At 49.1% G+C, this 26,527-nt stretch carries 23 protein-coding genes; 4 read left to right on the top strand and 19 right to left on the bottom strand.

What is annotated here, in order from left to right:
• Positions 1 to 61: 61 nt before the first annotated feature.
• The 3 genes from KNO68_RS11740 to KNO68_RS11730 all read right to left on the bottom strand — a co-directional run bounded on the left by KNO68_RS11740 (position 62) and on the right by KNO68_RS11730 (position 2,963).
• Entirely contained in the window at positions 62 to 1,558 is a 1,497-nt protein-coding gene (locus KNO68_RS11740; protein ID WP_214815340.1) for a murein hydrolase activator EnvC family protein, read from the bottom strand.
• Positions 1,559 to 1,979: 421 nt separating this feature from the next.
• Positions 1,980 to 2,345: a DUF423 domain-containing protein gene (locus KNO68_RS11735; protein WP_074035530.1), complete on the bottom strand. Its 366-nt coding sequence runs from the start codon at positions 2,343 to 2,345 to the stop codon at positions 1,980 to 1,982.
• Positions 2,346 to 2,357: 12 nt separating this feature from the next.
• Positions 2,358 to 2,963, bottom strand: coding sequence for a trimeric intracellular cation channel family protein (locus KNO68_RS11730; protein WP_012727503.1), 606 nt, complete (start codon positions 2,961 to 2,963; stop codon positions 2,358 to 2,360).
• Positions 2,964 to 3,056: 93 nt separating this feature from the next.
• On the opposite strand from KNO68_RS11730, the gene KNO68_RS11725 reads away from it, so the two are divergent.
• The gene (locus KNO68_RS11725) at positions 3,057 to 4,694 is read left to right on the top strand and encodes an ABC1 kinase family protein (protein WP_215112528.1); all 1,638 of its coding nucleotides are present in this window, start codon (positions 3,057 to 3,059) and stop codon (positions 4,692 to 4,694) included.
• Here KNO68_RS11725 and KNO68_RS11720 read toward each other — a convergent pair.
• Positions 4,633 to 6,216, bottom strand: a complete 1,584-nt coding sequence (locus KNO68_RS11720; RefSeq protein ID WP_215112527.1) for a GNAT family N-acetyltransferase — start codon at positions 6,214 to 6,216, stop codon at positions 4,633 to 4,635. The two genes, KNO68_RS11725 and KNO68_RS11720, sit on opposite strands and share 62 nt — an antisense overlap.
• Positions 6,213 to 6,725, bottom strand: a complete 513-nt coding sequence (locus tag KNO68_RS11715; protein ID WP_215112526.1) for a glycerol-3-phosphate acyltransferase — start codon at positions 6,723 to 6,725, stop codon at positions 6,213 to 6,215. Before KNO68_RS11715 ends, KNO68_RS11720 begins: the two co-directional genes overlap by 4 nt.
• Positions 6,726 to 6,817: 92 nt before the next feature.
• Between KNO68_RS11715 and KNO68_RS11710 the strand changes: the two genes are divergently transcribed.
• The gene (locus tag KNO68_RS11710) at positions 6,818 to 8,230 is read left to right on the top strand and encodes an NAD-dependent succinate-semialdehyde dehydrogenase (RefSeq protein WP_214685298.1); all 1,413 of its coding nucleotides are present in this window, start codon (positions 6,818 to 6,820) and stop codon (positions 8,228 to 8,230) included.
• Between the two features lie 51 nt (positions 8,231 to 8,281).
• Here KNO68_RS11710 and KNO68_RS11705 read toward each other — a convergent pair whose 3' ends face one another.
• From KNO68_RS11705 to KNO68_RS11680, 6 genes are all read right to left on the bottom strand, one after another.
• Positions 8,282 to 8,914: an HAD family hydrolase gene (locus KNO68_RS11705; RefSeq protein ID WP_031422042.1), complete on the bottom strand. Its 633-nt coding sequence runs from the start codon at positions 8,912 to 8,914 to the stop codon at positions 8,282 to 8,284.
• Positions 8,915 to 9,028: 114 nt separating this feature from the next.
• Positions 9,029 to 9,394 (bottom strand): rhodanese-like domain-containing protein, encoded by a 366-nt coding sequence (locus KNO68_RS11700; RefSeq protein ID WP_215112525.1) that lies wholly within the window; start codon positions 9,392 to 9,394, stop codon positions 9,029 to 9,031.
• Positions 9,395 to 9,502: 108 nt separating this feature from the next.
• Positions 9,503 to 9,781: a DUF5327 family protein gene (locus tag KNO68_RS11695; RefSeq protein ID WP_078147766.1), complete on the bottom strand. Its 279-nt coding sequence runs from the start codon at positions 9,779 to 9,781 to the stop codon at positions 9,503 to 9,505.
• 62 nt (positions 9,782 to 9,843) lie between these two features.
• The gene (locus KNO68_RS11690; protein ID WP_214687636.1) at positions 9,844 to 11,130 is read right to left on the bottom strand and encodes a DUF2252 domain-containing protein; all 1,287 of its coding nucleotides are present in this window, start codon (positions 11,128 to 11,130) and stop codon (positions 9,844 to 9,846) included.
• A gap of 13 nt (positions 11,131 to 11,143) precedes the next feature.
• Entirely contained in the window at positions 11,144 to 12,094 is a 951-nt protein-coding gene (msrA, locus tag KNO68_RS11685; protein WP_215112524.1) for a peptide-methionine (S)-S-oxide reductase MsrA, read from the bottom strand.
• A gap of 82 nt (positions 12,095 to 12,176) precedes the next feature.
• The gene (locus KNO68_RS11680) at positions 12,177 to 12,359 is read right to left on the bottom strand and encodes a hypothetical protein (RefSeq protein WP_031422036.1); all 183 of its coding nucleotides are present in this window, start codon (positions 12,357 to 12,359) and stop codon (positions 12,177 to 12,179) included.
• A gap of 224 nt (positions 12,360 to 12,583) precedes the next feature.
• On the opposite strand from KNO68_RS11680, the gene KNO68_RS11675 reads away from it, so the two are divergent.
• Both KNO68_RS11675 and KNO68_RS11670 read left to right on the top strand, forming a co-directional pair.
• A complete protein-coding gene (locus KNO68_RS11675) occupies positions 12,584 to 13,660 on the top strand; it encodes a diguanylate cyclase (RefSeq protein WP_214687640.1) in 1,077 nt (358 codons plus the stop codon).
• 128 nt (positions 13,661 to 13,788) lie between these two features.
• Positions 13,789 to 14,313: a hypothetical protein gene (locus KNO68_RS11670; protein ID WP_214685288.1), complete on the top strand. Its 525-nt coding sequence runs from the start codon at positions 13,789 to 13,791 to the stop codon at positions 14,311 to 14,313.
• A gap of 252 nt (positions 14,314 to 14,565) precedes the next feature.
• Here KNO68_RS11670 and cydC read toward each other — a convergent pair whose 3' ends face one another.
• The 8 genes from cydC to arcA form a co-directional block, all read right to left on the bottom strand.
• Entirely contained in the window at positions 14,566 to 16,284 is a 1,719-nt protein-coding gene (gene cydC / locus KNO68_RS11665) for a thiol reductant ABC exporter subunit CydC (protein WP_215112523.1), read from the bottom strand.
• Entirely contained in the window at positions 16,281 to 18,005 is a 1,725-nt protein-coding gene (gene cydD, locus KNO68_RS11660; RefSeq protein ID WP_215112522.1) for a thiol reductant ABC exporter subunit CydD, read from the bottom strand. The genes cydC and cydD overlap by 4 nt, the downstream gene beginning before the upstream one ends.
• A 122-nt stretch (positions 18,006 to 18,127) precedes the next feature.
• The gene (locus KNO68_RS11655; RefSeq protein WP_214814004.1) at positions 18,128 to 18,817 is read right to left on the bottom strand and encodes a Crp/Fnr family transcriptional regulator; all 690 of its coding nucleotides are present in this window, start codon (positions 18,815 to 18,817) and stop codon (positions 18,128 to 18,130) included.
• A gap of 116 nt (positions 18,818 to 18,933) precedes the next feature.
• Complete coding sequence (locus tag KNO68_RS11650; protein WP_215112521.1) at positions 18,934 to 21,276, bottom strand: TIM-barrel domain-containing protein; 2,343 nt, start codon at positions 21,274 to 21,276, stop codon at positions 18,934 to 18,936.
• A gap of 163 nt (positions 21,277 to 21,439) precedes the next feature.
• The gene (gene arcC, locus KNO68_RS11645) at positions 21,440 to 22,402 is read right to left on the bottom strand and encodes a carbamate kinase (protein ID WP_078147774.1); all 963 of its coding nucleotides are present in this window, start codon (positions 22,400 to 22,402) and stop codon (positions 21,440 to 21,442) included.
• Between the two features lie 14 nt (positions 22,403 to 22,416).
• Entirely contained in the window at positions 22,417 to 23,892 is a 1,476-nt protein-coding gene (gene arcD / locus KNO68_RS11640) for an arginine-ornithine antiporter (RefSeq protein WP_078147775.1), read from the bottom strand.
• Positions 23,893 to 23,944: 52 nt separating this feature from the next.
• Entirely contained in the window at positions 23,945 to 24,973 is a 1,029-nt protein-coding gene (gene argF, locus KNO68_RS11635; protein WP_078147776.1) for an ornithine carbamoyltransferase, read from the bottom strand.
• 21 nt (positions 24,974 to 24,994) lie between these two features.
• Entirely contained in the window at positions 24,995 to 26,224 is a 1,230-nt protein-coding gene (gene arcA, locus KNO68_RS11630; protein WP_031422019.1) for an arginine deiminase, read from the bottom strand.
• Positions 26,225 to 26,527 lie beyond the last annotated feature (303 nt).

Raw genomic sequence — 26,527 nt, 5'->3', positions numbered from 1 at the left:
GAGGGATTTTTTACGCACAAAAACTCCTTTCGCAATCGAAAGGAGTTTTCTGGTTGATGCATCAGAAGAACTGACGCGGGTTGACCGTGCTACCTGCGCTCGTTGCCGAGTATGAGTAGCCGCCTTTATGAATCTCAAAGTGCAAGTGCGGACCTGAAGAGTTCCCTGTGTTTCCAAGTGTCCCGATGTTCGACCCTTGCGTCACACGCTGTCCAGAGCTGACAGATACCGAGTTCATATGCGCATAGACCGTGGTCCAAACTTGACCGTTGATCACGTGTGCGATCATGACGTGGTTCCCGTATGCGCCACCCCAACCTGCACGAATGACCGTACCTGTCGCAGATGCGCGAATCGGTGTCCCTGTTGGACCAGCGATGTCTACACCGTTATGGAACGTGTAACCAAACGCACCGCTCGCCGGACCCCATCCTTGTGAGTAGCGTCCTGAAGCCGGTTGAATGAACATCGAACTAGACGGAGCTGGCGTCGATGTCGTCGGCGCCGGTTTTGGCTCTGGTTTCGGAGCTGGCGTTGGAGCCGGTGCCGGTTTTGGAGCTGGCGTTGATGCCGCCGTGTTGTTTGAAGACGACGAAGACGGGGTATTCGATTTATTGTCTTGCTTTTGTTGAGCAGCTTGACGAGCTGCTTCCGCTTCTCGTTCTGCCTCTGCCTGACGGGCAGCCTCAGCTTGACGTGCAGCTTCTGCTTGGCGGGCTTCTTCCGCCTTACGTGCCGCCTCTTGACGAGCTGCTTCTTCCGCACGACGACGGGCTTCCTCTTCTTCCCGACGCTGCGCTTCGATTTCAGCCGCGATTGCCTGTTCTTGAGCGACTAATGTTGCTTCAATCTCTTGAAGGTCAAAGATTTGCGATTCGAACTTGATGTTCTTCTCTTCAAGCTCTTTGATGCGTTTTTCACGTTGCTTCATTTTCTTCTCAAGCTCGGCTTGACGCACTTCGAGTGCTTTTTGTTGTTCAAGAAGTGAAGCACGCTCTGCTTTCAAGTCAGCCTGCGCTTCTTTCAACGAACGCTGTGTCGCTTCATAGTCATCGAACAACTCTTGGTCACTACGCTGAATCGTTCCAGCTGTGATCATACGTGTCACGAGATCAGAGAGATTTTTTGAACCGAAGATGAACTCAGCCCAGTTGATTGAACCGCCACCGTTCTTTTGCATCGTGGCCATACGCTCTTTCATCATCGCTTCTTGCGCCTTCATTTTTTCTTGGTAATCTTTAATGTCGGCTTCAAGATCCTCGATCTTCATCTCGGTGCGCTTGATTTCTTGGCGTTTCATGGCGACATCATTGATGATGTCTTGCAATTGTGCGTCCATTTTGTTGACCTCAGCCTGAACTTTTGAAATCTCTTCCTTGTTTCCTTCAATTTTTGAAGATGTTTCTGACTGGTCTTTTTTCACACTGTCGCGCTTTTCTTTTACTTTTTGTTGTTGTTCTTGTTTCTCTTTAATCGAAGTCGATGCATCCGCAACTGTATGTGTGCTGATGAGCATCACACCGAGCGTCAACGTCGAGACTGTGCGTTTCCAATTCATGAATGGGGTACATCCTTTCTTAAATGACAAACGTGAGTACCTACTACACTACATATTTAAAGCCGTTTCAGTATGTAACAAAAACGATCATTTGGTTGAGTTTCAACACGACTAATTATATCTAACTGATAGATATTTTCCTGTTAAAGTTATATTTCAATTTTATTACGCAAGAACAAAGGTTCGGACAATGAATGCATAGAACTTATTATTTACCAATACCTTTTCAGACTGTTCGATTTGACATCTTTCTGTAATGTTTTATGTAAATAGAGAACGTTTTACCTTATTTTAAAATAATAAGCGAATAGGGCTGTATATCCCTTTTCCAATTAATGGGGTGACTCATCAAAAAAATCCATGCCGTCGCTGCATGTGAACATGAGCAAAGGCATGGATATCGAATAAATGGATTCTCAAGTTATAGTTTCATCGCACCGACGATGACAAAGATCCAGGCAGCGATGAATAACACGCCGCCAATCGGTGTCACGGCTCCGAGTTTTGTAATTCCCGTCAATGCCATGACGTACAAGCTTCCTGAGAAGAAGACGATCCCCGCAAACATGAGCCAACCGGCCACGTTGAACTGGCTGATGCTCACGCGCATGAGGAGCGCTGCAATCCCAATGATTCCAAGCGCGTGCACCATATGGTAGAGCACACCTGTCTGCCAGTTTGCCAACATGTTTGGCGCCAATCTCTCTTTTAGCGCATGGGCGCCGAATGCACCAAGTGCCACACCGAGTGCCATCAATCCGGCACCAATCATTAATAAGATTTTCATTTCCGTTCCCCCTTATCTGACTTTACGTGCTGGTAAATTCCACTTCCGATAGTAGGATATCACTCGAAGTGTCGCGACGACAATTAATAATGCATAGACGGCAAGGCCGCCTTCGAGCTTGAAGTAATACGTGATGACCGCAATGAGAATCGCCCAAATCGCATACACTTCAGATTGTAAGACGAGCGGTTTTCGTCCGGCTAGTAAGTCGCGGACCACACCTCCGCCGACGCCAGTCAAGACAGCCGCCGCAATCGCAGCAGATAAAGGTAAATCAAGCTTGATGGCGACCTGCGCCCCTTGAAAGGCAAACGCGACGAGACCAATGGCGTCGACAATGACACCCCAGCGTTCCCAATGTGGCAATACGACACTCGGGAGCAGGAAGATGAGGAGTGCGACAAGAAAACATAAAATAAATAAATCATTCTGTTGCCAAATTAAGCTGACGGGGTTTCCTAATAGGACGTTTCGGATCGCGCCGCCTCCGAAGGCAGTGATAAACGCCAGTAACCAAACCCCAAAAATATCGTATTTTTCATCCATCGCAATGATGGCTCCGCTCGCCGCGAACGCAATCGTTCCGACGACGTTGAGCAATTCCCATTCCATGAACATCCCTGGCCCTTTCTTCAACGCATTGTATGGTAAAGTATAGTTACAAAAATTCAGGTCAGTCGTGCGACTGTCGTAAAGGATGTCGGTATTACAATGAAACGTATCGCTTTGTTCCGCATATTGATTATCGTCACCATGTTCGCCCGATTCATCATTCGGCTGTACGCCTTTTCACGCAAACAACAACAAGGCGTCGCCACGACAGAAGAATATGAAGCACTCATGCTCAAGCTCGCGCGTGAGTATAAGCGTAACGCGCTACGACTCGAGGGCTTGTTAATCAAACTCGGACAATTCTTATCAATTCGTGCAGACTTGCTACCACCCGCCGTCTTGAACGAGCTGTCAGAGCTCGTCGACCGTGTCCCGACGTCTGGTTGGGAGAAGTCGCGCGCGATTCTAGAGGCAGAATGGGGCGTCCCATATACCCAAGTCGTCAAAGACGTCGGCATCGATGCCGTCGCCTCGGCTTCCATCGGGGAAGTATATGGTGCCACGCTGCTCGAAAACGGCAAACGGGTCGCCATTAAAATCCAGCGTCCGAATATCGAAAAAATCATCCGGACCGACTTCCGTGCGATGCGGATTGTCACGTCGATGTTAAAGCGGACATCCCTCGCTAAATCAACCGACTTAGATAGCTTATATCGCCAAATGATTTTTGTCATCGGGGATGAACTAAATTTCCAAACTGAATTAAAAAACGCCCTGTATTTTAAAGCCAAATACGCCGACAACCGAGACATTTATATCCCGGACTATCACGAACATCTCTGTACGAACCGCGTCTTGACGATGGACTGGGTCGACGCACGCCGGATCACCGACCTCGCCTTTTTAAAGGAAAATGGAATCGACCGTTCCGCACTTGCTGAACGACTCTTCACACTCGCTGCTGAACAGCTACTGTTTGGTGGACAGTTCCATGCCGATCCACACCCCGGAAACGTCCAGATTCGGGCAGACGGAACCATCATCCTCCTCGATTTTGGTATGGTCGGACAGACGACGGCACAAGACATGGCCACGATTCGGAATATCTTACAGGCGTTCATCTCGCTCGACTATGATAGCATCGTCGATGGATTAGAAGACTTGCGATTCCTCTTACCGACGGCGAACAAACAAAATATTCGCCAAGCGCTAGAGAAGGCGGTCACCTTCTACTTAGAAACAGACATCGACACCGTCGATACGAAGTTGATTGAGAAGGTGTTACAGGACATTCAATTGCTCGTCAAAAACGAACCGATTCAGCTCCCGGCGGAATTTGCCTTCTTCGGTCGTGCCGCTTCGACCTTACTCGGGATCCTGCAAATTCTCGACCCAAAAATCGACCTGTTCACACTCGGGAAACCGATTGTCATCGAATGGCTCGAGGAGGACGGGACAACGCTTCAAAATCGTTACGTGAAGACCGGAATCAACTATGCGAAGAAACTGTTAAACGTTCCTCCGCTTCTCGATAATTACTTAAAAGAACCGACACGAAAACGCCTGTCGGAGCAAGCCATGTTCCAACGAACCCTAGAATCCAAGGAACTCTTGCACCGCCAGACGTTCAATGCCATCGTCATCTTGCTCGGCCTGCTCGTCGGGCTACTCGGTTATATCCGACCGGATGAATGGCTCTTTTGGTCAGGTGGCGTCGTCTCCGTTTTAGCTTATTTCAATTGGAGACGCCTCGGACGAAAGATTCGTCATTTGGCACGCCAAGACTTTCGAGTATAAGCGAACCGTCACTTTCAGAAGTGGCGGTTTTTTGTCGAATCCATTGTGCGATATAAGCACCGACGTCACGCATCATGCGAGGTGTCGTCCAACCCATGGTCGATACTTGAATGACGTTCGCCCGTTTCAAATAGTTACTCTCATACTGAACGAGATAGCCTTGATACGACAGTTGGCGCCCGAGCTCGACCGAGGACAGCTCGCACGGTACTCGAATCGTGATGATGCCAGGTGACTGAGCAGGACACACATCGACCGTCAAACCGTTCTCTTGTAAGGCATTAAGCAACGTATTCATCTTCACAGAATGCGAAACGACTTCTTCTTCTGTCAACTCATCCAGCGCGATCGCCATCGCTGCAAGAAGTGGTTCCGATTGTGTGAAGGCAATCGGCTGATAGAGCGATAAATCCAAATAGCGCGCTGTATGTGGTGTCGCAATCGCCGGATGCTTCATTGCGACGAACGCGAGACCCGGGGCGTTCCGTAACGCCTTTCCTGAAGAGAAGGTCACGTAGTCCGCAAATGAATAGTCATAAACGAGCGTTCCGACGGCACTGATCGCATCAATGGCGATAATGCCTTGCCATGTATGGAGCGGGTCGAGATTGATGAAAATCCCTAACGATGTTTCGCAATGAACCGTCCATACCCAGTCTGGTGCAATGCGCTCGAGTTGAGAAATATCCCACTGCCCCTCTTGGTCCACTGAGACCACGTCAAAAGACAGACCGACACGCCGGGCATGGTCAATCAAACGTTCTCCAAATTCACCCGCATTGAATATGAGCCCGTGTCCGTCCAATCGAGCCGCGACCGCATCATTGGCGACCGTCCCACTTCCAAGAAGCGTATAGACATGCGGGAGTCCGATTCGTTCCGCCAGTTTTTGTTGCACCGCTTCAAGCACTCGTCCCGTCTCATTTGAACGATGTGGGCGCGGCTGCATGGAGAGTCGTTCTCTCACGCGGTCCGAACATTCAACGGGTCCTGCTAGTAAACTTTTCGGGCGTAGAATCGACGCTGATTTGGATTCATAAAAAGCCGAACGCGTTAACACCATCGGCACATATCGTGCTTCCTCAGGACCGATTGGATCCGCAAATGGGACAAACCCAAATCGACGATAGAGCACTTGTTCACGTGTCGTTCCACTGATGACGATGCCATCAACATCACGCTCTGTCGCATCGTCGATGACCGCGCGCATCAATCCAGCGAACGTCCGATTGCGCCGATAGGGTTTAGTCACAGCGAGCAGACGAATCTCGATCCAATCCCCTTCAGGAATGCGCACACCCTTTTGTTCCAATGAAAATGGCCGTTTGCCACGTAACGCACACATGGCAATCACTTCACCATCCGCTTCCCCGATCCAATATGTATTTTCTTCGTGAAATCGGTCGACAAGTCGCCTTTCCGGATTTGGTGGATGTTGTGGAATCTCTTCAACGAATGTTTCGTAATTTAACCGATGTATCGCTTCAAAATCTGATATTTCGGCTTTTCGATACACAATCATGTTCTTTCCTCCTTCACATGATGATACGTAATCACGATAGCGATGAGTATGGCCCAGATGACATCTTCGAGACTTCCGAAAGCTGCCAACGGTAATAACGTAAGCATGACTAATCCCGTCTTGCGAGAGTTCCCTGTTAATTTGATTAAGAGTAACAAGATAACAAGACCCCCAATAAACCACCACGGGTCATATGCCCATATGATTCCAGAAAAAACGGCATATCCCTTCCCACCCGTATGGATTCGCCAAAATGGATAAATATGCCCGAGCGTGAGTGCGAACGCCGTCTCCCAAAAATACGGTCCGCTCATCTGTAGGACGAGAATCGTCTTGAGCACGTCGAATCCATAGACGATGAGAAACGCCTTCACTCCACCGATGCGATGTGCATTGCGTGCACCGGTATTCTTCGAACCAGTTGTCGCTAAATCATGTCCACTTAGCACCCCATACAGTCTGCCCCCGAGCAGACTTCCGACTAAATAGCCTATGATGATGATCCACATAGTATCCCCTCATTTTTTGGAAATTTGTGTGCGTTTCAGAAAAACGGGTATCCTCTAATTAACTGTGCACTTTTTGGAAAGGGGAAATCAAGATGCGAGAAGAGAAAAATTTCATTAATGGGGAATGGACAGAAACGGGACAAACGATCGAGGTACGCAATCCGGCTACAGGCAATGTGATGGCCGTCGTGACAAAAAGTGATACACAAGAAGCGACACAAGCCGTCGATGCTGCACATGAGGCGTTACAAGAATGGCAACAAAAAACAGCAGAAGAACGAGGGGAGCTACTCAATGAGTGGCATCGTTTGATTGCAGAACATACAGAAGAGCTTGCCCGAACGATGGTCGAGGAACAAGGGAAACCGCTCAAGGAAGCAATCGGTGAAATCAACTATGCAAATGGATTCATCGACTGGTATGCGGCAGAAGGACGACGCGTGTACGGAGAGACGATTCCTGCTTCATCAAACCAGAAACGGATCTTTGCCATCAAACAACCGGTCGGCGTCATCGCAGCCATCACACCTTGGAACTTCCCAGCTGCCATGATCACACGGAAAGTCGCTCCAGCGCTCGCTGCAGGCTGTACGGTCGTCATGAAACCAGCATCGGCAACCCCGTTGACCGCCATCGAATTGGTCAAATTAGCGGAGAAGGCCGGATTCCCAAAAGGGGTCATCAACCTCGTCACTGGACAAGCGTCAGATATCGTCAAAGCGTGGCAACAAGATAAACGGGTCCGAAAATTGACGTTCACAGGATCAACGGAAGTCGGAAAAATGCTCATGCGTGACGCTGCGGACACGATGAAAAAGATTTCACTCGAACTCGGTGGACATGCCCCGCTCATCGTCACGGCCAAAGCGGATTTAGATAAGGCTGTTCCGCAAGCGGTCGCCACAAAGTTCCGAAACGGTGGACAGACGTGCGTCTGCGCGAACCGAATCTATGTCGAACGCGCCGTCGTCGATGAATTCTCGGAGCGTTTCATTAAAGAGGTCGAAGCGTTGAAAGTCGGCAACGGACTAGAGGAAGGTGTCGACATCGGTCCGCTCATCGATGACGATGCGCTCAGTAAAGTCGAAAAGCATATTGAGGACGCACAGATTCGTGGCGGTGAAGTGTACGGTGGCGAGGTGCTAGACGGCTTATTCATCCGTCCTGCCGTCATCCGTTATGCGAATGAAGACATGCTCTGTATGAACGAAGAGACGTTCGGACCTGTCGCACCGATTGCGACGTTCGATTCACTCGATGAAGTCATCAAACGGGCGAACAACACGCCATTTGGCTTAGCCGCTTACCTGTTCACGCAAGACATCAATGAAGCGATCTATTTAGCTGAATCGTTAGAGTATGGGATTGTCGGTGTGAATGACGGACTTCCGTCAACGCCGCAAGCGCCTTTCGGTGGTTGGAAAGAGAGCGGACTCGGTCGTGAAGGCGGTCATCACGGTATTGAGGAATTTTTAGAAGTAAAATACATCTCTCTCGGATTGTGAGTATAGGTATACAAAAAGGCTTGTCGACATTGATATGCGACAAGCCTTTTCTTATCGGTTGACCCACTCAACTAAATCGTGTGGAGATTGAATCACGTGATCTGCAAGTGCCCACTCTTCTTCGTTACCGAACCCGAATCCTGTCAAGACGACGGGGAAGTCATGAGCGCGAGCCGCTTCGACATCCGATTTACGATCACCGACCATAATATAGTCCGCCTCTCCGTGCCGGACACGGTGCGCTGTCAGAATGTCTGCCTTCTTCTCGCCCCCAACAGATTCTAAACATTCGGGTGCCGTCATATATGGACGAATCTGTTGCGTATCTAAAATCAAATTCATATAATGAACACCGCAGTTACTCGCTGTCGTCAGCGTATGACCTTGCTCGTGAAGTGTCTCCAACATCTCACGAATTCCGTCAAATAAGACATTTTGTCCTTCCATCGTTTGCTCAAGCGTCGTATGACGGAGTCTGCGAATGAGACGAATCTCTTCAAGCGTCGCTTCCGGGATGACATGCTCCCAAAACGCGTTACCTGCCAAGCCGTATCCTGAACGGACCGCCTCTTCACTCGGTTTCGGAAGATGAGGAAGCTCCTCGAGTGCCTCATGAATCGCCTTTGTCATCGGTCCGGTCGTATCTACTAACGTGCCATCGATATCAAATAAAATTACTGCCATTGGATTGATCCCCTCTCTTTCACTCTCTCCTTACCGTAGCAGAATCCCCGAAAATGCAAAAGAGAAAACGTGATGACAAAAAAACGACTGAACCGATTCGTCCAGTCGCCTCTATTATCCACGCCAGAAGTTCATGCCACCTTTTACAGAATAGACGCCGGTATATCCGGCACTCTTCAGCATCGCTGCCGCGCGTTGGCTACGCATCCCGCTCTGACAGATGACATAGACAGGACGCTCCTTTTCTTTCGGATATTTCGCTTGAGCATTACCGAATCCGGATAAAGGTACGTTTTTCGCCTGCTTGATATGTCCCCCGCGGTATTCATGCGGCTCACGCACATCCAACAATTGAATGTTCCGTTCTTCTGCGATTCTCCGTTTTAAATCGTCTGTCGAAACCGTTTTGACATTGTTACGACGACTCCACCAGAAATACACAAGTCCAATGACGACTGCCACAAAAAGAAAGTCCAACATATTCACGCCTCCATTTACATTTCGTTTCTTGTACCCATTATACCCCCTATGGTATTTAAGTCAATGAAAATGAATCCACAAAAAAACCACATGTGCATCACATGTGGTTCAAAAATCGAGCAATGAATCGGATTTAGGTTGTTCGTCTTCTTCCATGGGAATCCCGAGAAAAGCGGCCATCTGACGATCAAGCGGAGGTTTCGTTTCACTTGTCACGGTCGGGGACTGTGATGCCCCAACGCTTTTTGCTTCAGACGTCTCCGCTAACAAGAGTTCACAAAAACCCATTAACTTTGCCAAATGACGCTTTTGCGCTTCGCCGGTTGACGACTCAATCTGTGTCATCACCTGACGCATTTGGGCGATGACTTGTTGTTCTGTAATCATAGTCCGTACACATCCTTTACGCTTCCATTGTGAAGGATTTCATCCTCGATTCGCAAGTATCTTTAACGATTCCTTGACTCGACCCAATTTAAAAAGGCGTCATAGTCAAAACGAACTTGATTTGCATAAAAATCAGCCCATCTCGATAACTGTCGAATAAACAGGGACGGGGAGTCACCGATTGCCGCCGCGATTCGTTCGCTTGCCGTATAATCGAGCACATTCGATGACGCATCGGCCCGTGCGTGAATCTTCGCCGTGATTTGCGCTTGCACTTTCAACGTCTCAATGAGCGACGTCTCATCTTTCATGTGTTTCGCTTTCACTTTCCGCTTATACGGAGAACGTTGCCTCACATAATATTCTTTATCGTCGATTGTCAAATAGCCGAGATACGGGTCACGACTGTGGACCATTGCTCGTTGTGCGGCGACGACACGAGCGCCTTGATGCGACAATCCGTTCTCAAACAGCGGATGTGTCGGAAGAAAGAGAGACGGGACGGCGGACTGTGCTTGCTTCATCTCTAAAATAACATCTTCATCATGTTCTTCGTCGGCACCTTCAATCAAAATATAGTAGCGTTCTAAACCGATTGAAGCCGTGCCGCTCTGAAGTTTGATGGCGATATCTTTGATTTCGTAGTGATCGGCATGATGTCGGTGTTGGTCTGACAATGAAGACAGATAATCGCCCCATGCCGCTTCAATTTTCTCCCGTACTTCTGAAGAGACGGGGAGCAGGTCGTCACTCGTCGAAAAATAACGTTCCTCGTCCCGTACCTCCGTCCGTTCGGACATGAATTCATCTTTCTTCTTTTCCGCTTTTTTTATGACTTTTTTGACCGCTTTACACGTATTATCTTTCGTGAATTGAATATGCTCACTCCATCCAAGCGCATGTTTTTCAATGGCTTTGGCATAGGACTCAGCAAACGCTTGAATGGCTGCCTTGCCGTCGAATCCTGACTCGGCGGCGAACAAATCGACAGAGACCGCCATCCGCAACAAATCGAACAGATAGGACCCGATATACGCCTCATCAAAGTCGTTCACGTCATAGATGATGGTGCCGGCCCCGTCTTCGAACACACCGAAATTTTCAAAGTGTAAGTCTCCTTGAATGAACGTCGGATGGTCAGGACCTGTGTCAAAGGCGATCGGTACTTTCGCAAAGTCGTAGTAGAACAAGTGTGAGCTCCCTCGAAAGAACGAGAACGGGCTTGAACTCATCTTCGCGTACTTCTCTTGTCTCGCCTCTTCCGAAAGCTGTCGAATCGACTGGTCGTAAAAATCAAGGACGGTCCCAATCGTCTCGCACCGAATTTGTTGTTTGACGGCTGTGAACATACGGCTCTCCCCTTCACTTGTTGAATAAGTGTTTATATTCCCCGTATCCCGCCTCTTCAAGCTCTTCTACAGGAACGAATCGGAGAGCGGCCGAGTTGATGCAATAGCGTAAGCCACCAAGCTCTTTTGGACCGTCATCAAACACGTGACCAAGGTGACTGTCCCCTTGTTTTGAACGGACTTCTGTCCGTACCATGTGATGCGTCGTGTCCATGTTCAAATCGACGCGCTTCTCCTCGATTGGACGTGAGAAGCTCGGCCATCCGCAATTCGACTGAAACTTATCGTGCGATGTGAAGAGTGGTGTCCCGTCAACGATATCCACGTACAGCCCTTCTCGTTCTTCATCCCAATATTCATTTTGAAACGGTGGCTCTGTCCCGTTTTCTTGCGTCACTTTATACTGCATCGGTGTCAAGCGTTCACGAAGTGCTTGTTGTTGTTTACGATCGCTCCATGCCTCTTTGATGAACTTCGCGCGTCCTGAACCGACACGGTACATCTCATAGCGGAACGGATTTTTTTTATAGTAGTCTTGATGATAGTCTTCCGCTTCCCAGAACGTTTTCGCAGGGCGGATATCGACTTCAATCGAACGATCGAAGCGACCCGAATCTTCCACTTCCTGTTTCGAACGCTCCGCTGCAGCCTGTTGCTCTTCTGAATGATAGAAGATGGCTGGACGGTACGATTCACCGCGGTCATTGAACTGCCCTCCGCCATCTGTCGGGTCGATTTGACGCCAATAGATGCGTAGCAACTCCTCATACGAAATGACTTCTGGATCAAATGTGATTTCAACCGCCTCTAAATGTCCTGTCGTCTCCGAACAGACTTGTTGATACGTCGGGTTGTCGATATGTCCTCCTGTATATCCAGAAATGACACGCTCCACTCCCTCATATTTATGAAACGGTTTGACCATGCACCAGAAACAGCCTCCCGCAAATGTAGCTTTTGCCATGATAAATCCCTCCTTACTTTGTAGTGTACCCAAAAATGTGGCAAGACAACAAAAAACGAGAACCACAAAATGTGTTCTCGCTTCAGTCCTCTTCCACCTGATTCACATGACGCATCACCAAAAATAAGATGACTCCAACAATCGCAGCCCCTAAAAGCGTCAACACCATGTTATCTCGAGCTGATAAAGTATAAAAGATCGCTAATCCAATCAAAATGAGCGCAATCGGAATAAACGCTCGCTTAAAATGATCCCAGTAACGCACGGACAGTCCTCCTTTTCTCTTATCATACCAAACTTTCGATTTTCCATAACGAAAGTTCTAAAAGATGAGAAGAACTTGAATAAATCCAAAAGGATTCCAAGACGATTTGCTTGAATAGTCATTCAAGAGAGCTTCTTTCCGCAAGCAGGTTATTCCTGTCTGTTTCCAACTAGATGCTATATACTGTAACTAAATATTTCCATACGGGATAAGGGGGAGCCTCGATGCTCACAATCATTAATGCGTTCTTTATCAACCTGTGTATCTTGTTCACGCTCTTCACGATTTCCTTTTTACCGTTTCGCAATCGACCTCGTTTAACTCCACAGTCTCCTTTGAAAGGAAGGGTTTTACTCGGGGTACAGACCGGATTGATTGCCATCCTCCTTTTGGTAAATGCCTTACCGCTCGAGGGGATACTCATCGACCTACGTAATATTCCCGTTTTGCTTGCCGTTCTATTCGGGGGATGGGTGAGTGGTGCTGTCGCAGGTATCATATTATTAATCGGTCGTTCCCTAGTTCTGTTCTTTACAAATGGTACCATGCTCGGTCTCTATCTAGCCATCGCCACAATAGTTACGTTAGTTGTCTTAACAAGTCTTTTACGGAAACGCATGGATAATACTCGGCCTACTTTGCTCGTATTCACTACGATCAGTATTGCCATTTTTGGGGCAGCGCTTTATGCCGCGCTTCCACTAAACTTGTTCTATCCCGTCTTAATCGTCTACATGTTAATGTCTTACGGGGGAGCTTGCGCCGCCTATCGATTACTGCTCGAACTACGCCGTCACTTTGAGAACGTCCAACATCAACAGCAACTAGCGCGTACAGATGCGCTCACCGGGATTGCCAATCGGCGTCTCTTGAACGAAGCCATGGCCAACTTGACGGTCGAGGCAGAAGAATACGCATTGATTTTGGTCGACATCGATCATTTCAAACGGGTGAATGACACATACGGTCACGACGTCGGAGATGATGTTTTGCGCGAGCTCGGCATGCTCCTCGTGAATGAGAGCAATGAGCGCCATTTAGTCGGTCGCTTCGGCGGCGAAGAATTTTTAATCGTCATGCCCCATGCTAATCGAGAAGAAGTATCGCAGCTTGCTGAATCTATTCGAGAAAAGGTTTCAACGTTCCCGTTCGAGACGAGTGCCGGTACGCTCCACATCACTGTTTCGCTTGGAGCTTGCCATTCGAATGATATTGAAATCGACAGTGTGTTAAAACATGCAGATGAAGCGTTATATCACGCAAAAGAGTCCGGTCGGAATCGTTTCATCCTCGCCTCTTAATGTGTCAAACTCTTCACACTTGAGCGCGTTTTCTCGCTTTACTTTCTCGAAATGAATCGTTAAACTAGGCTAGACTTTGATTCAGATCGATACATCATGATTTATTCAGAAAAGGGGAAACATCGTTCATGTCAGTTTTGTTATCTTTATTTGGAATTATGTTTATCGGCTCGTTCGCGATTGATTATAGACGTGGAAAGACACTTCAACAATCGGCAATCGGGGGGATTCGTTCGATTCAGAACAACATGTGGATTTTCTTCCGGACCTCACTTTCGATGATGATTATCATCGGTCCGCTCTTGTTGATTTCAGGTTTTGTATTCTCGGATTTGGTGAGCTTTAACACGATCCCAGCATTCATCATCGCCGTTCTCAGTATCGGCTTTGCGGAACGGATCATCGGGATGACCGTGGCACCACTCGTCCGCACATTTTGGCATCAACGCGGTCGTCTCATGCCACTTTATTTAGATGCCGCTCTCTACGTATTCCTACTCTCTATTCTCGTTCTAGAGTTCTTGATGAACATCCCGGGGATTGATCTTCAGTCACCGTTCATTGCGCTATTCTATGCGTTCGCTCTCTTCTTCACGAGATACTTGTTCAGTTTGATTCGATTCACGGTTCAAAAAGGCCTAGCCTCGAATTAATTCATGACCCAATCCATGCGTATTCGCACGTATGGATTTTTTATTATTCTTATTGACAATGAGAATCGTTATCAACTATACTCTAGTTGTAGCTTCCCAAAAGCTTGGCGTGCACGTTCCCCAAACATATCACGTCACGTGGATTCCCCTCCACGACACTCTTTTTGAAAGCATTGCGACAACCCCCATTTGTTGCACCCATATTTGCCATAAACAAGACGAGCAGCCCACCGACGGGGCTGCTCGTCTTTTTCATGATGCGAACACTTCTTGTTCGATTTGTTTCAATTCATAGAACATGCCACGTTTCGTCATCAATTCCTCATAAGAACCGACCTCGACGATCCGTCCAGCTTCCATGACGATAATCTGATCAAACGTTTCGAGACCCGTCAAACGGTGACTGACAAGAATGAGTGTGCCTGTTCCGGCTTGCTGTAGCAATTCAGAAAAGACATGGGCCTCCGTTCCTGCATCGAGTGCCGATGTCGGTTCATCAAGCAACCAAAGAAGTCCGTTTTTAAGAAGTGCCCGTGCGATGGCGAGGCGCTGACGTTCTCCACCTGACAAGTTTGCCCCTTTCTCCAGGACCGGTTCGTCTAGCGAGAATGACAAACGGACGCGCTCAAGTGCTACGTTCATCGCTTCATCTGTGAAGTCACCGGCTAACGCCAGGTTTTCCCGTACGGTTCCGTAAAAGAAATGATTGTCTTGCAAGACAACACTTGCATGTTGCCAAATAGATGTTTGTTTGACATCGTTCATATTGTAATCATCCAACCGAATCGTGCCGTCTTCCGTCCGAACGAAAGCCATTAGCAATTGAAGTAACGTCGACTTCCCTGACCCGCTCGGTCCGACGATTACCGTCTTCGAACCGCTCGGTATGTGTAACGTTACCTCATCTATCACATCTCGATACGTGTCTGGATAGCGATAGCGAACATGGTCAAATGAAATGGACGGTGCGGCCGTAAACGTCACGTCTTGACGTTTCGCCTCACGCGCCTCAATCGTTTCACTCGGCTCCGTCACTTCAAACAAACGATCCGCTGCTTGCTTGCTGTCTGCAAAGTGACCGGGGAACACGGCCATCGGCGTCGTATTCTCAAACGCTGTGAGCGACATCATGATCAGCATTGCCAAGAACAACCCGTTCAGGTCTCCATTTACCACCTGATACGCACCGATGGCCAAGACGCCCCATGAGACGAATAAGGAAGCGGCAACGACGAGCGCCGAATTGAAGAACTGATTCGTCGTGTCTTTCCGCTCTGCATCCATGTAACGCTCACTATGCGAATAGACAGTTTGTTTCGTGCGATCGAGTTGGTGATGAAGTTTTAAATCCCGGTATCCGAACAGCATCTCTGTCAATTGAATCGACACATCTCCGCGCAATCCACGAATCGTCTCATCGTGATGGGCACGGATTCGTGCAAATCCGAGCGGAATCAAGAATCCTGTAACGAGTACACCAAACAAGATCCATAGGCTGACCGCAAACGAGAAGAAGGTGACAAAGAAGATGGTGCTCAAAAAGACGAGTACGAGAATGATCGGCGGATAAAACACGCGAAGGAAGTAGTTTTGAAGACTCTCGACGTCCCCGACGACGCGTGCGAGCAAATCGCCGCTCCGATATTTCGCAAAGATGGACGGAACGAGCGGCTCTAACTGACGATAGAACCGGACGCGCAACTCACTTAAAATCGTAAACGTCGCCCGGTGTGAGGCGAGGCGTTCCCGATAACGGCTTCCTGCCCGGATGACACCGAACAGTTTAATTAAGACAACCGGTACCATGAGTGCATACAGGGGCGGGACGAGCCCTGCCCGTGATACGAGATAGCCACTTGCCGCGAAGAGGGCGACCGCTGCAATCCCTGCTGCATATCCAAAGAAGATGGAGAGGAGGATGTCTTTCTTTTCGCGCATCATCCATTTTGTAATCGTCCAAAGCGAGTTCATCGGCTCACCCCTTTCTGAAGTGCAAACAACTCCGCATACTCTGGGACAGCGAGTAACACTTCATGCGTCCCTTCTGCGATTCGCTTCCCATCATCCATGAACCAAATCGTGTCTGCCTCTTTGATTGTATGCAGACGATGCGCAACCGTGATTAACGTTGCACCTTTTGACAGCTCTTCAATCGAGCGTCTGACAATCCGCTCTGTTTTCAAATCGAGACCGGTCGTCGGTTCATCAAACAATAAAATACCAGGTCGCTTAAAGAAAGCACGTGCGAGTGCAAGGCGCTGCCGTTCCCCACCGGATAGTCCAAATCCACCTTCTCCGAGTTCTGTCCAGATCCCGTTCGGCAACTGGTCAATCACCTCGGATAGTCCAGCTGCCTCGGCTGCTTCGAGTAACGCACTCTCGTCAGCTACTTCACCTAAAGCAATGTTTTCGGCGAGTGTCCCGGCGAACAGATACGGGTTTTGAGAGATATACGCAATATTTCCATACCAGGCAGATTCCTCATACGTATGCAAAGGTTCGCCATCCACGAGGACGCGCCCTGATTTCACCTGCAAAAGTCCTGAGATCACGTTAAGGACAGTCGTCTTCCCGGAACCGCTCGCGCCGACTAACGCAAGGTGGGTGCCGGACGAGATGCGACCACTCAATGGCTGAAGGGAAAAGCGTCCACCAGCGTACTCAAACGATATCTCTTCAAGCTCGAGGTCCGGTGTCCGTGAACGAAGCGACTTTGTCCCCCACTGAATGCGATCATCCGGGGCGTCTAATACGTCAAAGATTCGGTCTGCTGCGCCCATACTGCCACGTCCCGTATGAAAGGCACTGCCCAGGTCTTTGATGGCCAAGTAATACTCTGGCGCCAACACAAGAATCAAGAATCCTGAGAAGAACGTCAGGTTCTCCCAAACGACCATCTGTAGCGCGACTTCCAGTGCTACAACGCCGGTGCTGAGCATGGAGATGAATTCCAACATGAGGCCAGATAAGAATGCCGTCTTTAAGACGACCATCGTCGCATCCCGAAAGTCGAGACTGCTCTTCTCAATCGCTTTCGCTTCTTGTTCGGTCCGATTGTAGAGTTTAAGTGTCGTCAAACCCTGTAAGACATCCAAAAACTTTCCGGAAAATTGATTCATCTTCTCCATCTGTTCCTCAGATTTTTTCTGTGTCGCAATCCCGATGATAATAAAGAACAAAGGGATAAACGGTGCCGTCACCATCATGATGACACCTGAAATCCAATGTTGGCTGAAGACGACAACCAAAATCAGAAGCGGGATAATCGAGGTTTGGATTACTTGTGGCCAGTATTGACTGAAGTAGGCATCGACCTCGTCAACAGCATCTAGAAACACACTGACCTTCTTCCCAGATTGTCCCGTCAAAGACGACTCGACCGGGCTCGTGGCATAGCGATCTAGCAATTGCAGACGCAACGTCTGCTTCGCCTTTTCCGATAAACTCGCTCCGATTCGTCCGGAGACGTATCCAAAAAGTGCTCGTGCCAATAGGGCGACGACGAGCCAAATTAACGCCGGAACGACGGTTTCAAATGATTCATCTTTTAAAAAGATTCGGTCGACGATGTCGACGATTAAATACGCTTGCGCCAAAATCGATAGTCCAATCATGACCGCAGACAATACCAGTCCGATGATGTGACCTCGCTCGGCGAACGCAAGGGCTTGCAGTCGTTTCACTGCATTCATCCTTTCTCTATTCACAATCCGATTGCTTTGTGAGATTCATCACTAATTATACAATATGACACGTCTTGAAGCGAACGCTCCGCTCGTTCCGACATGCAAAAGACGCCCTCTCCTGAGTGGCGTCAATCGAAATCTTGCTCAAAGTATTCAGGATGCCCGATGACAAGGTGGTGGTCATCCATTCTAAGCACCTCTTCTTTACGAAGCTTCGCTAAAATCGTAGAAACCGTCTCTCGGGACGTTCCAGATAGACGAGATAGTTCCATCGCCGTGAACGGACAGCGGACACGTACCCCTTGCTCATCCGGTTCACCTAAATCTTCAATCAAAAAATGGATGGTATTGAGTACACGTTCTTTCGCGCTCGGGGTAATGATTTCTTGGACACGTCGTTCATGTAAATCTAAAATACGATTCATCTGTCCGATGATATAGAGCAGCATATTCGACTGTGTAGATACAAACCGCTCGAACCGTTCGGTCGGGATGTAGATGACGTCAATATCCGTCACCGCTTCGGCCGTATGACGGTAGTCTTCCTCCGTGAACAAACCATTGTACGGAAAGAACTGTTTGGGCTTCACGTAGTCCGCATATTGATGCGTCGCATGCTCGTTCATCCGTTCGAGTCTGATGTATCCACTCATTAAGAAATACACGCGCTCTCGCGGGTCTCCTTCCATGAACAGGAGCTGTCCTTTTCGATATGTTCGGCAATAGACGTACGGGACGAGCTGTTCAAGCGCTCGACTCGAACAGTTCGCAAACAGTGTTAACTGGCGTAAATCATCAATCGTCCACTTATGTCGCATCTGTATCCCCTCATTTCTAGTTAAATCCCCTACCTTAAGTATAAAACGATTCAGAATGATACCGCTTTCAAAATCCGACAGTTTTCTGACATGACAAAAGGGGGTCTCCCCCCTTTTCAGTCCAACATCAGTTCTAATAACGCGTCTTGCAAATCTCGATCGAGTTCTAACGCATGGAGGTCAAACAGCCAGGCCTCGAGACGCGTCTTCGTCGTCGCCATCTGGTACAAACGATCTTTCAAATCGTAGGCGATTTCCGCGCGATCTAAGAATCGATAGAGACGGTCAAGTCGATGGGCGTTCTGTGTCACATCGACGGGGAGCGTCACCGTCTGCTCCTGCTTCAATTCACCAATCGGGATGTGTAACGTCTGCGTCTCAGCGTCATAGTCCCCTTCCCCGACAACGCCTCGAACAAGAACGGTCAATGTCCGATTCGCCGGAACGAGGGTCAGGTCTCCTGACATCTCGATGTGTAGCGTCCGCGCTTCCCAGTCGAGCGTAAACGTCGTTTCAAGTGAGGCACCTGTCTCATAATCCCGGCTTTCCCCGTCATCTTCGTACATCGTGAACGTGTTCGAGGCACCTGGAAAGACGAGTACTTCTAGCTCGCTCGGGTTTCCCGTCTCGTTCGCATGCGGTTGATGCGGCATGAGGGGAACGATGGCACCCGCTTTGGCGAAGACCGGTTGTCCATCGAGTCCACGGAACACACGAATCGACTTGTCGCCTTCGTAACGATGTCCTGTGAATAAGTCAAACCATTCTCCTTTTGGCAGCCAGACATTCGTTCCGGCGACGTGGAGCTTTCGGTCCATCGGCGTGACAATCGGGGACACAATGAGTTCACTGCCAAAATAAAACTGATTCGGCACTTGATAAGCCGCTTCGTCATCGGGATGTTCGATATACATCGGCAGCACGAGCGGTAACGCATTGGCATGGTTACGATAATTCATCGTGTATAGATAAGGAATGAGCTCGTGACGCAGACGTAAGAATCGCTTCATCGACTGTTCGGCTTCGATCCCGAAACGCCAAGGCTCTTTCCCGTTGAAGGTGCTGAACGTCGAGTGGAGGCGCATGATTGGACTGAACACCCCGTATGCGACCCAACGCGCGGCGAGCTCATCGTCTTTTTTCCCACGATGATGCCCTCCGATGTCGTGACTCCACCAACCGTAACCGATGTTTGTCGCTGTCGCTGTAAAATACGGCTGGAAGGCGAGCGAGGCCCACGAGATGATCGTGTCTCCTGAAAATCCGACCGGGTAACGGTGGCTCCCTGGTCCTGCGTAACGAGAGAAAATGAGCGGGCGTTTGCCGTCACGGGCGATGTCGATGGCATGATAATGATTCAGCATCCATAGCGGATCGAGTCCTTCCATCTTCGAGGTCGACCCTTGTTGCCAATCGATCCACCAAAAATCAACGCCATCCGCCTCATGTGGATGATGCATCTGCTCAAAATATGCTTGAATGAATCGTTTGTCTGAAAAATCGAATGGGATTCGGTCCCCCGATTCCGGTTCGACGCCCATGGCCTCGGCCATCGCCACGTACTGATCTTCAAACGCACGGACACCGTCCGCGGGATGCAGGTTCAACGTCACCATCATTCCCTCATCCTTTAGCCAGTTAAGGAAACGCTTCGGTTCGGGAAACAAGTTTTTGTTCCACGAATAGCCCGTCCAACCACTCCCGTACTCTTCGGGAATGTCCGTCACGTGCCAGTCCATATCGATGACACTGACCGAGAACGGGACATCTTCTGACTTGAAACGGCGCATTAACGCCTTATACTCCTTTTCGTCGTATCGCCAGTAGCGGCTCCACCAGTTCCCGAGCGCTTTACGAGGGAGCATCGGCGTCGGACCCGTCAACGTGTAAAAGTCTCGAAGTGCCTGTTTATAGTCATGACCATATCCGAAGTAGTAAATGTCATGGATCCCTTTTCGTCGCGGCTCGACGAAGCGATCATCTGTCATCAAAAACGAGGATGAATCATCTATGATCGCATACCCTTGTTTGGAGAGGATCCCTTCTTCTAACTCCGTCGCCCCGTCCACATGGTCGAGCGTCCGCGCCGTCCCTTTCAGCGTCCGCTCCGGACCGTTGAACATGTAGCGGCTATAATACGTGCTAAAGTTCCCTTTCACGTCCACGTAGAGCGTGTTCGGCGCGAACGGACCTTTCGTATAATACAAATGGACATGTTCGGTGATGATTTGGAGTTCTGTCTCATCTTCAATCACTCGGAATTGTGGAACGTCAAATTCCCGATTCCACGCCACTTGGGTGGCGCGGTCTTCAAAGACACCGTCCTCCGCATATTCCATTCGAATCAACTGACTCGTCAATACGGTGAAGCGATAACAGCTTCCTTGTACGATTGCCCCTTCTCTTGCTTTTGGTCTCATCCACGACTGGTACACATGATTTTCTTCGAATAGGCGCATACATTCGAGCGTTTCCGCTCTCCGTCACTTCCTTCCTGAAATTAGTGCAAACGTTTACACTGAATATGATAGCAATCTCATTTTTGGCATACAACCTTCCTTCCCCTTGAACCCGGGCAGAAAACAAAAAAAGTCGCAAACGCTTCACGTCTGCGACACATTCTTATTGTTGGAGTGATGGGGCCAGACGGACACGTGTGCCAGCTTCTCCGTCAATGGCGGCTACAGCCTGATCGAGCGACGTGATGATGGCGACACGGTTCGTACCGGATTCGGCAAACTGCAGCGCCGCTCTTACTTTCGGCAACATACTGCCTGGCGCGAACTGCCCTTCCGCGATATACGTCTCCATCTGTTCTTTCGACGTTTCTTGAAGTGCCATCTCGTCCGGCTTCCCAAAATTGACATACACATGTTCGACAGCCGTCAAAATGAGTAAGACGTCTGCGTTGACGAGGTCAGCCAGTTTCGCAGCCGCGAAATCTTTATCGATGACCGCCTCGATGCCGACGTATCCGTCCATTGTCTCCATGACGGGAATGCCACCGCCACCAGAAGCGACGACGATGTGCCCCGCTTCAACGAGTGTTCGAATGACGGCGTGTTCGGCGATTTTCATAGGGATTGGACTCGGGACTACACGACGATACCCACGTCCTGCATCTTCTTTGAAGACGTAACCTGTCGTCCGTTCGAGATGGAGTGCCTCTTCTTCCGTATAAAACGGACCGATCGGCTTGGTCGGATGATGAAACGCACTATCGTTCGGGTCGACAATACTTCGTGTCACGAGAGAAGCCACATGCTGTTCAAGACCACGTGCACGAAGCGCTTTGGTTAGTGCATTCTCGAACCAGTATCCAATCATCCCTTGCGTCATCGCACCACAGACATCAAGCGGCATCGCTGGTGTGGCTGGACTGTCTGATGCGGCTTGTTGCAACATCAGGTTTCCCACTTGCGGACCGTTCCCATGCGTGATGATGACCTCGACTCCTTCCGCGATGAGTGCAGCGAGAGATTCCGCCGTTGCCTCAACCGCCTGTATTTGTGCTTCGGCTGTCGCATCTTTGCCTTGTTGAATCGCATTCCCGCCTAAAGCGATGACCACTCGTTTTTTCTCCATATCCATACCCCCGATCAGATGACTGAAATATTACCCGATAGTATGCGTACGACTGCGAAAATGGCGAGTGCGGTCAACACACCGGCGACCATCCATTCCGTTTTAGTGAGTGACTTGATGCCATTTTCACGTTGCGCCTTCATGTAGAGAAGGGTTCCCGGTGCATATAAAAGTGTAGTGAGAAGTAAATAATCGATTCCAGCGGCGTAAATGAGCCATAGTCCATAAACAGAGGCGACCAATCCAATTGCTAAATCGCATGTTTTTCGTTCACCGGTACTATATCCGATTCCGTTCTTCGCCACTTTCACTTGATAAAAGGCCGAGAACACGTATGGGATCAAAATCGCACTCGAAGCGAGAGAAAAAGCAAAGTTATATGCGGCATCTGAAATCAAGAATGTGAAGAGGAAGAGCTGAATCAACCCATTCGTCAGCCAAAGGGCATTGACGGGAGCTTGATTTTGATTCTCTTTCGTGAACCATTTCGGGAAGACCCCATCTTTGGCGGCAACGAATGGAATCTCAGCTGCTAAAAGCGTCCAACCGAGCCATGCGCCAAGGACAGAGATGACGAGCCCTCCGTTGATGAGCATCGCACCCCACGGACCGACGGCCGACTCGAGCAAATATGCCATCGCGGGTTGCGAGGCGTTCGCCACGTTTTCCGGTGTCATGAGACCGAGCGACATGATGGAAATGAGCAAATAAATGACGAGTGTACCGAGCAACCCAATCACGGTTGCTTTCCCGACGTCCGAACGTTTCCGAGCACGACCAGAAAGAACGACGGCCCCTTCCACACCGATAAAGACCCAAAGCGTCACGAGCATCGTCGAAACGACTTGGTCACGCACACTTCCCCACGAGAAACCGCCTTGTCCCCAAAAATCGAAGGTGAAGTTTTCGAGATTAAAGAAGAACAAGGTAATCGTAATGAATGCAAAAATTGGGACGAGTTTGGCAATCGTCGTGACGATGTTGATCATCGACGCCTCATGTACCCCACGTAAGATGAGGGTATGCACGAGCCACAGCATAATTGATGCGCCAATGATCGACGCGATATTCTGTCCCCCTTCAAAAATCGGGAAGAAATAACCGACCGAACTGAATAGCAGTGTGGCATACGCCACATTCCCGAGCCAGGCAGACAACCAATATCCCCAGGCCGAGTTAAATCCGACGAACGACCCAAAGCCTGCCCGTGCATAGCTATATACACCACCATCGAGATCAGGACGGCGCATCGTCAGATTTTGAAAGCTGAGACCGAGCGCAATAATCCCGATCCCTGTAATCACCCACCCGATGAGAATGGCACCCGCATTCGCACCTTGCGCCAAATCGGCAGCCAAGTTAAAGGCGCCACCACCAATCATCGATCCGACGACAAGTGCCGTCAACGCTCCGAGACCTAACCGCTTGTCTTGCTTGTCAGGATGTACTCCAGCCGAACCACCTGAGTCATGCTCCAACTTCGTAGACATTCTACTCATCCCTTTCGCTTATTTTGAACCGGGAGGGGGAATCCCCTCCTCGTCAACGATCAAGCCATTCGCGTGTCTCCGTGAGCGTCGCCGCCATCACCGCCTTGATGGTATGCATCCGGTTTTCCGCCTCATCAAATACGAACGAATGACGACTGCGGAACACTTCATCGGTCACTTCCATTTCCGTCAAACCGTACTGTTCGTGAATCGCTCGACCGACTTCCGTTTCTAAGTCGTGGAAGGCAGGGAGGCAATGTAAGAACATGATGTCTGGATTGCCACTCTTTTGAAGCATGTCCATGTTCACTTGATATGGTCGCAACAGTTCAATCCGTTCTGCGAATGCCGCTTCCTCGCCCATCGATACCCAGACATCCGTGTAGACGACGTCCGCTTGATCCATCGCTTCCTCAATGCTCTCCGTCAAGGTGATCACAGCACCGGTTTCAGCAGCGACCGACTTCGCATAGTTCACGATTTCGTCAGATGGCCAGAGCGATTTCGGTGCACAGATCCGCATATCCATTCCTACTTTTGCACCACCGATCAACAGCGTGTTGCCCATGTTGTTCCGTCCGTCGCCCACGTATACGAATTTGATTCCGGCAAGTTCTCCTTTTTGTTCTTTCACCGTCAAAAAGTCAGCCAAGATTTGGGTCGGGTGATACAAGTCGGTCAAGCCGTTCCATACCGGTACGCCTGCGTCTTTCGCAAGACCTTCGACCGTCTCGTGGGCGAAGCCACGGAACTGAATGCCGTCAAACATGCGTCCAAGGACGATCGCGGTATCGCGCACCGATTCTTTCTTCCCGAACTGGATGTCATTTTTGCCTAAATATTCGGGATGCATCCCTAAATCGATGGCAGCGACCGTGAACGCACAACGCGTCCGCGTCGATGGTTTTTCAAAGAGCAAGGCAATGTTTTTACCTTCACAAATCCGATGTGGAACACCTTGTTTTTTCTGACGTTTGAATGCAGCAGACAAATCGATCAAGTAGTTGATTTCTTCACCCGAAAACTCGTTTAGCGATAAAAAATGACGACCTTTCAAATCAAAATTGAACGTTGTAGACATACTGCTTCCTCCTTATCACATTTAGATGTCTTGTCGGATAATCGGACAGCTCATGCAACGTGGACCCCCACGTCCGCGTGATAGTTCACTCGACATGATTTCAATCACTTCGACGCCTTCTTTACGAAGTAACTCATTCGAGACATAGTTTCGGTCATACGTGACCACGACACCCGGCGCGATGGCGAGCGTGTTCGATCCATCATTCCATTGTTCTCGGGCTGCCGCAATTGGATCGCCACCACCACAAGGAATCAACGTCGCCTCTTGTAAGCCGAGGACGTCTTTTAACACCTTCAACAAATCCGAGTGCTGGGCAATCTGAAGTTCACCTTCCGCGTTTAACGTGAGCTCGAAAATGTTCATCTTCCCTTCCGGTCCTTGAATGAACGGATGGATGGTGAATTTATCATGATCGACCATCGTGAAGACGGTATCAAGATGCATGAAGGCGCGTGATTTTGGAATTTCGATGGCGATGACTTTTTTGAAGCTGTCTCCATGCTTGAGTAGGTTGAGGGCGACACGCTCGATGCCTTGCGCGGTCGTCCGTTCCGAGATGCCGATGGCGACGACTTCTTTCGACAAGACGAGTTCGTCTCCCCCTTCCATCGCAAACCGATAATCACGGTCCGACCAGATGGGAACATCATGTTTCGCAAAGCGTGGGTGATAGCGCATAATGTATTGCGTGAAGAGCGATTCACGGCGACGTGCCGGTTCTTTCATGCGGTTGATGGAGAGTCCGTGACCGATTGCAGCGGCCGGGTCTCGTGTAAAGTAGAGGTTTGGCATTGGATCCAAAAAGAAGGGGTACGTGTCTTCAATCATTTCATGCAGATGTCGGCGTTTTTCTGGCTTGATCTCCGATTTCCGGATACCGGCCATCACCGTCTCTATCAACATTTCGTTATCAAAATCGAGTAAATACTCTTTTAATGTTTCGTAAGAACCGTTGATATTTGATTTGGACTCCGATAAGATATCCGCGACAAACTTTTCGCGCACACCAGGGAGTGATAACGTTTCGGCCATTAGTTTTTCGAGGTAAAGGACTTCCACACCACGATTTTGAAGCGCACTCGCAAAATAATCGTGCTCTTTTTGAATGACCGGCAAATGGGGAATATCATCGAACAAGAGGCGCTCTAAATATTCTGGAGTAAGGTTCTCTAACTCCCGACCCGGTCGCTTCAGTAATACCGTTTTTAATTCTCCAATTTCTGAATACACATGAATCGGATGTTTCAGCGTCGTATCTTGTGAAATCGGTTGATTCGTCATTGAGATCATCTCGCTTCCTCCTTGTGATTCGGGTGTGTGACTACCCTTACCTTATCACTTTACCAAATTTGCGAATGTCTAATCCGACAGTTCACCTGTTGCCGATTCCGCATTGATATGAATAAATGTTCACTCATGTGAATGAACAAACAATACTCTAGAAATCAGGACGATGGCAAAGGGAAATAAGATGTATGGCTGATGTATAGTATCGCCCTAAAAAATGTAGAAAACTTTTTTTATTCACCGTAAATGAAATTGAAAACGTGA

Source organism: Exiguobacterium sp. s75 (assembly GCF_018617145.1).
GTDB lineage: Bacteria > Bacillota > Bacilli > Exiguobacteriales > Exiguobacteriaceae > Exiguobacterium > Exiguobacterium profundum.
This window is presented reverse-complemented; position numbering and strand designations above follow the sequence as displayed.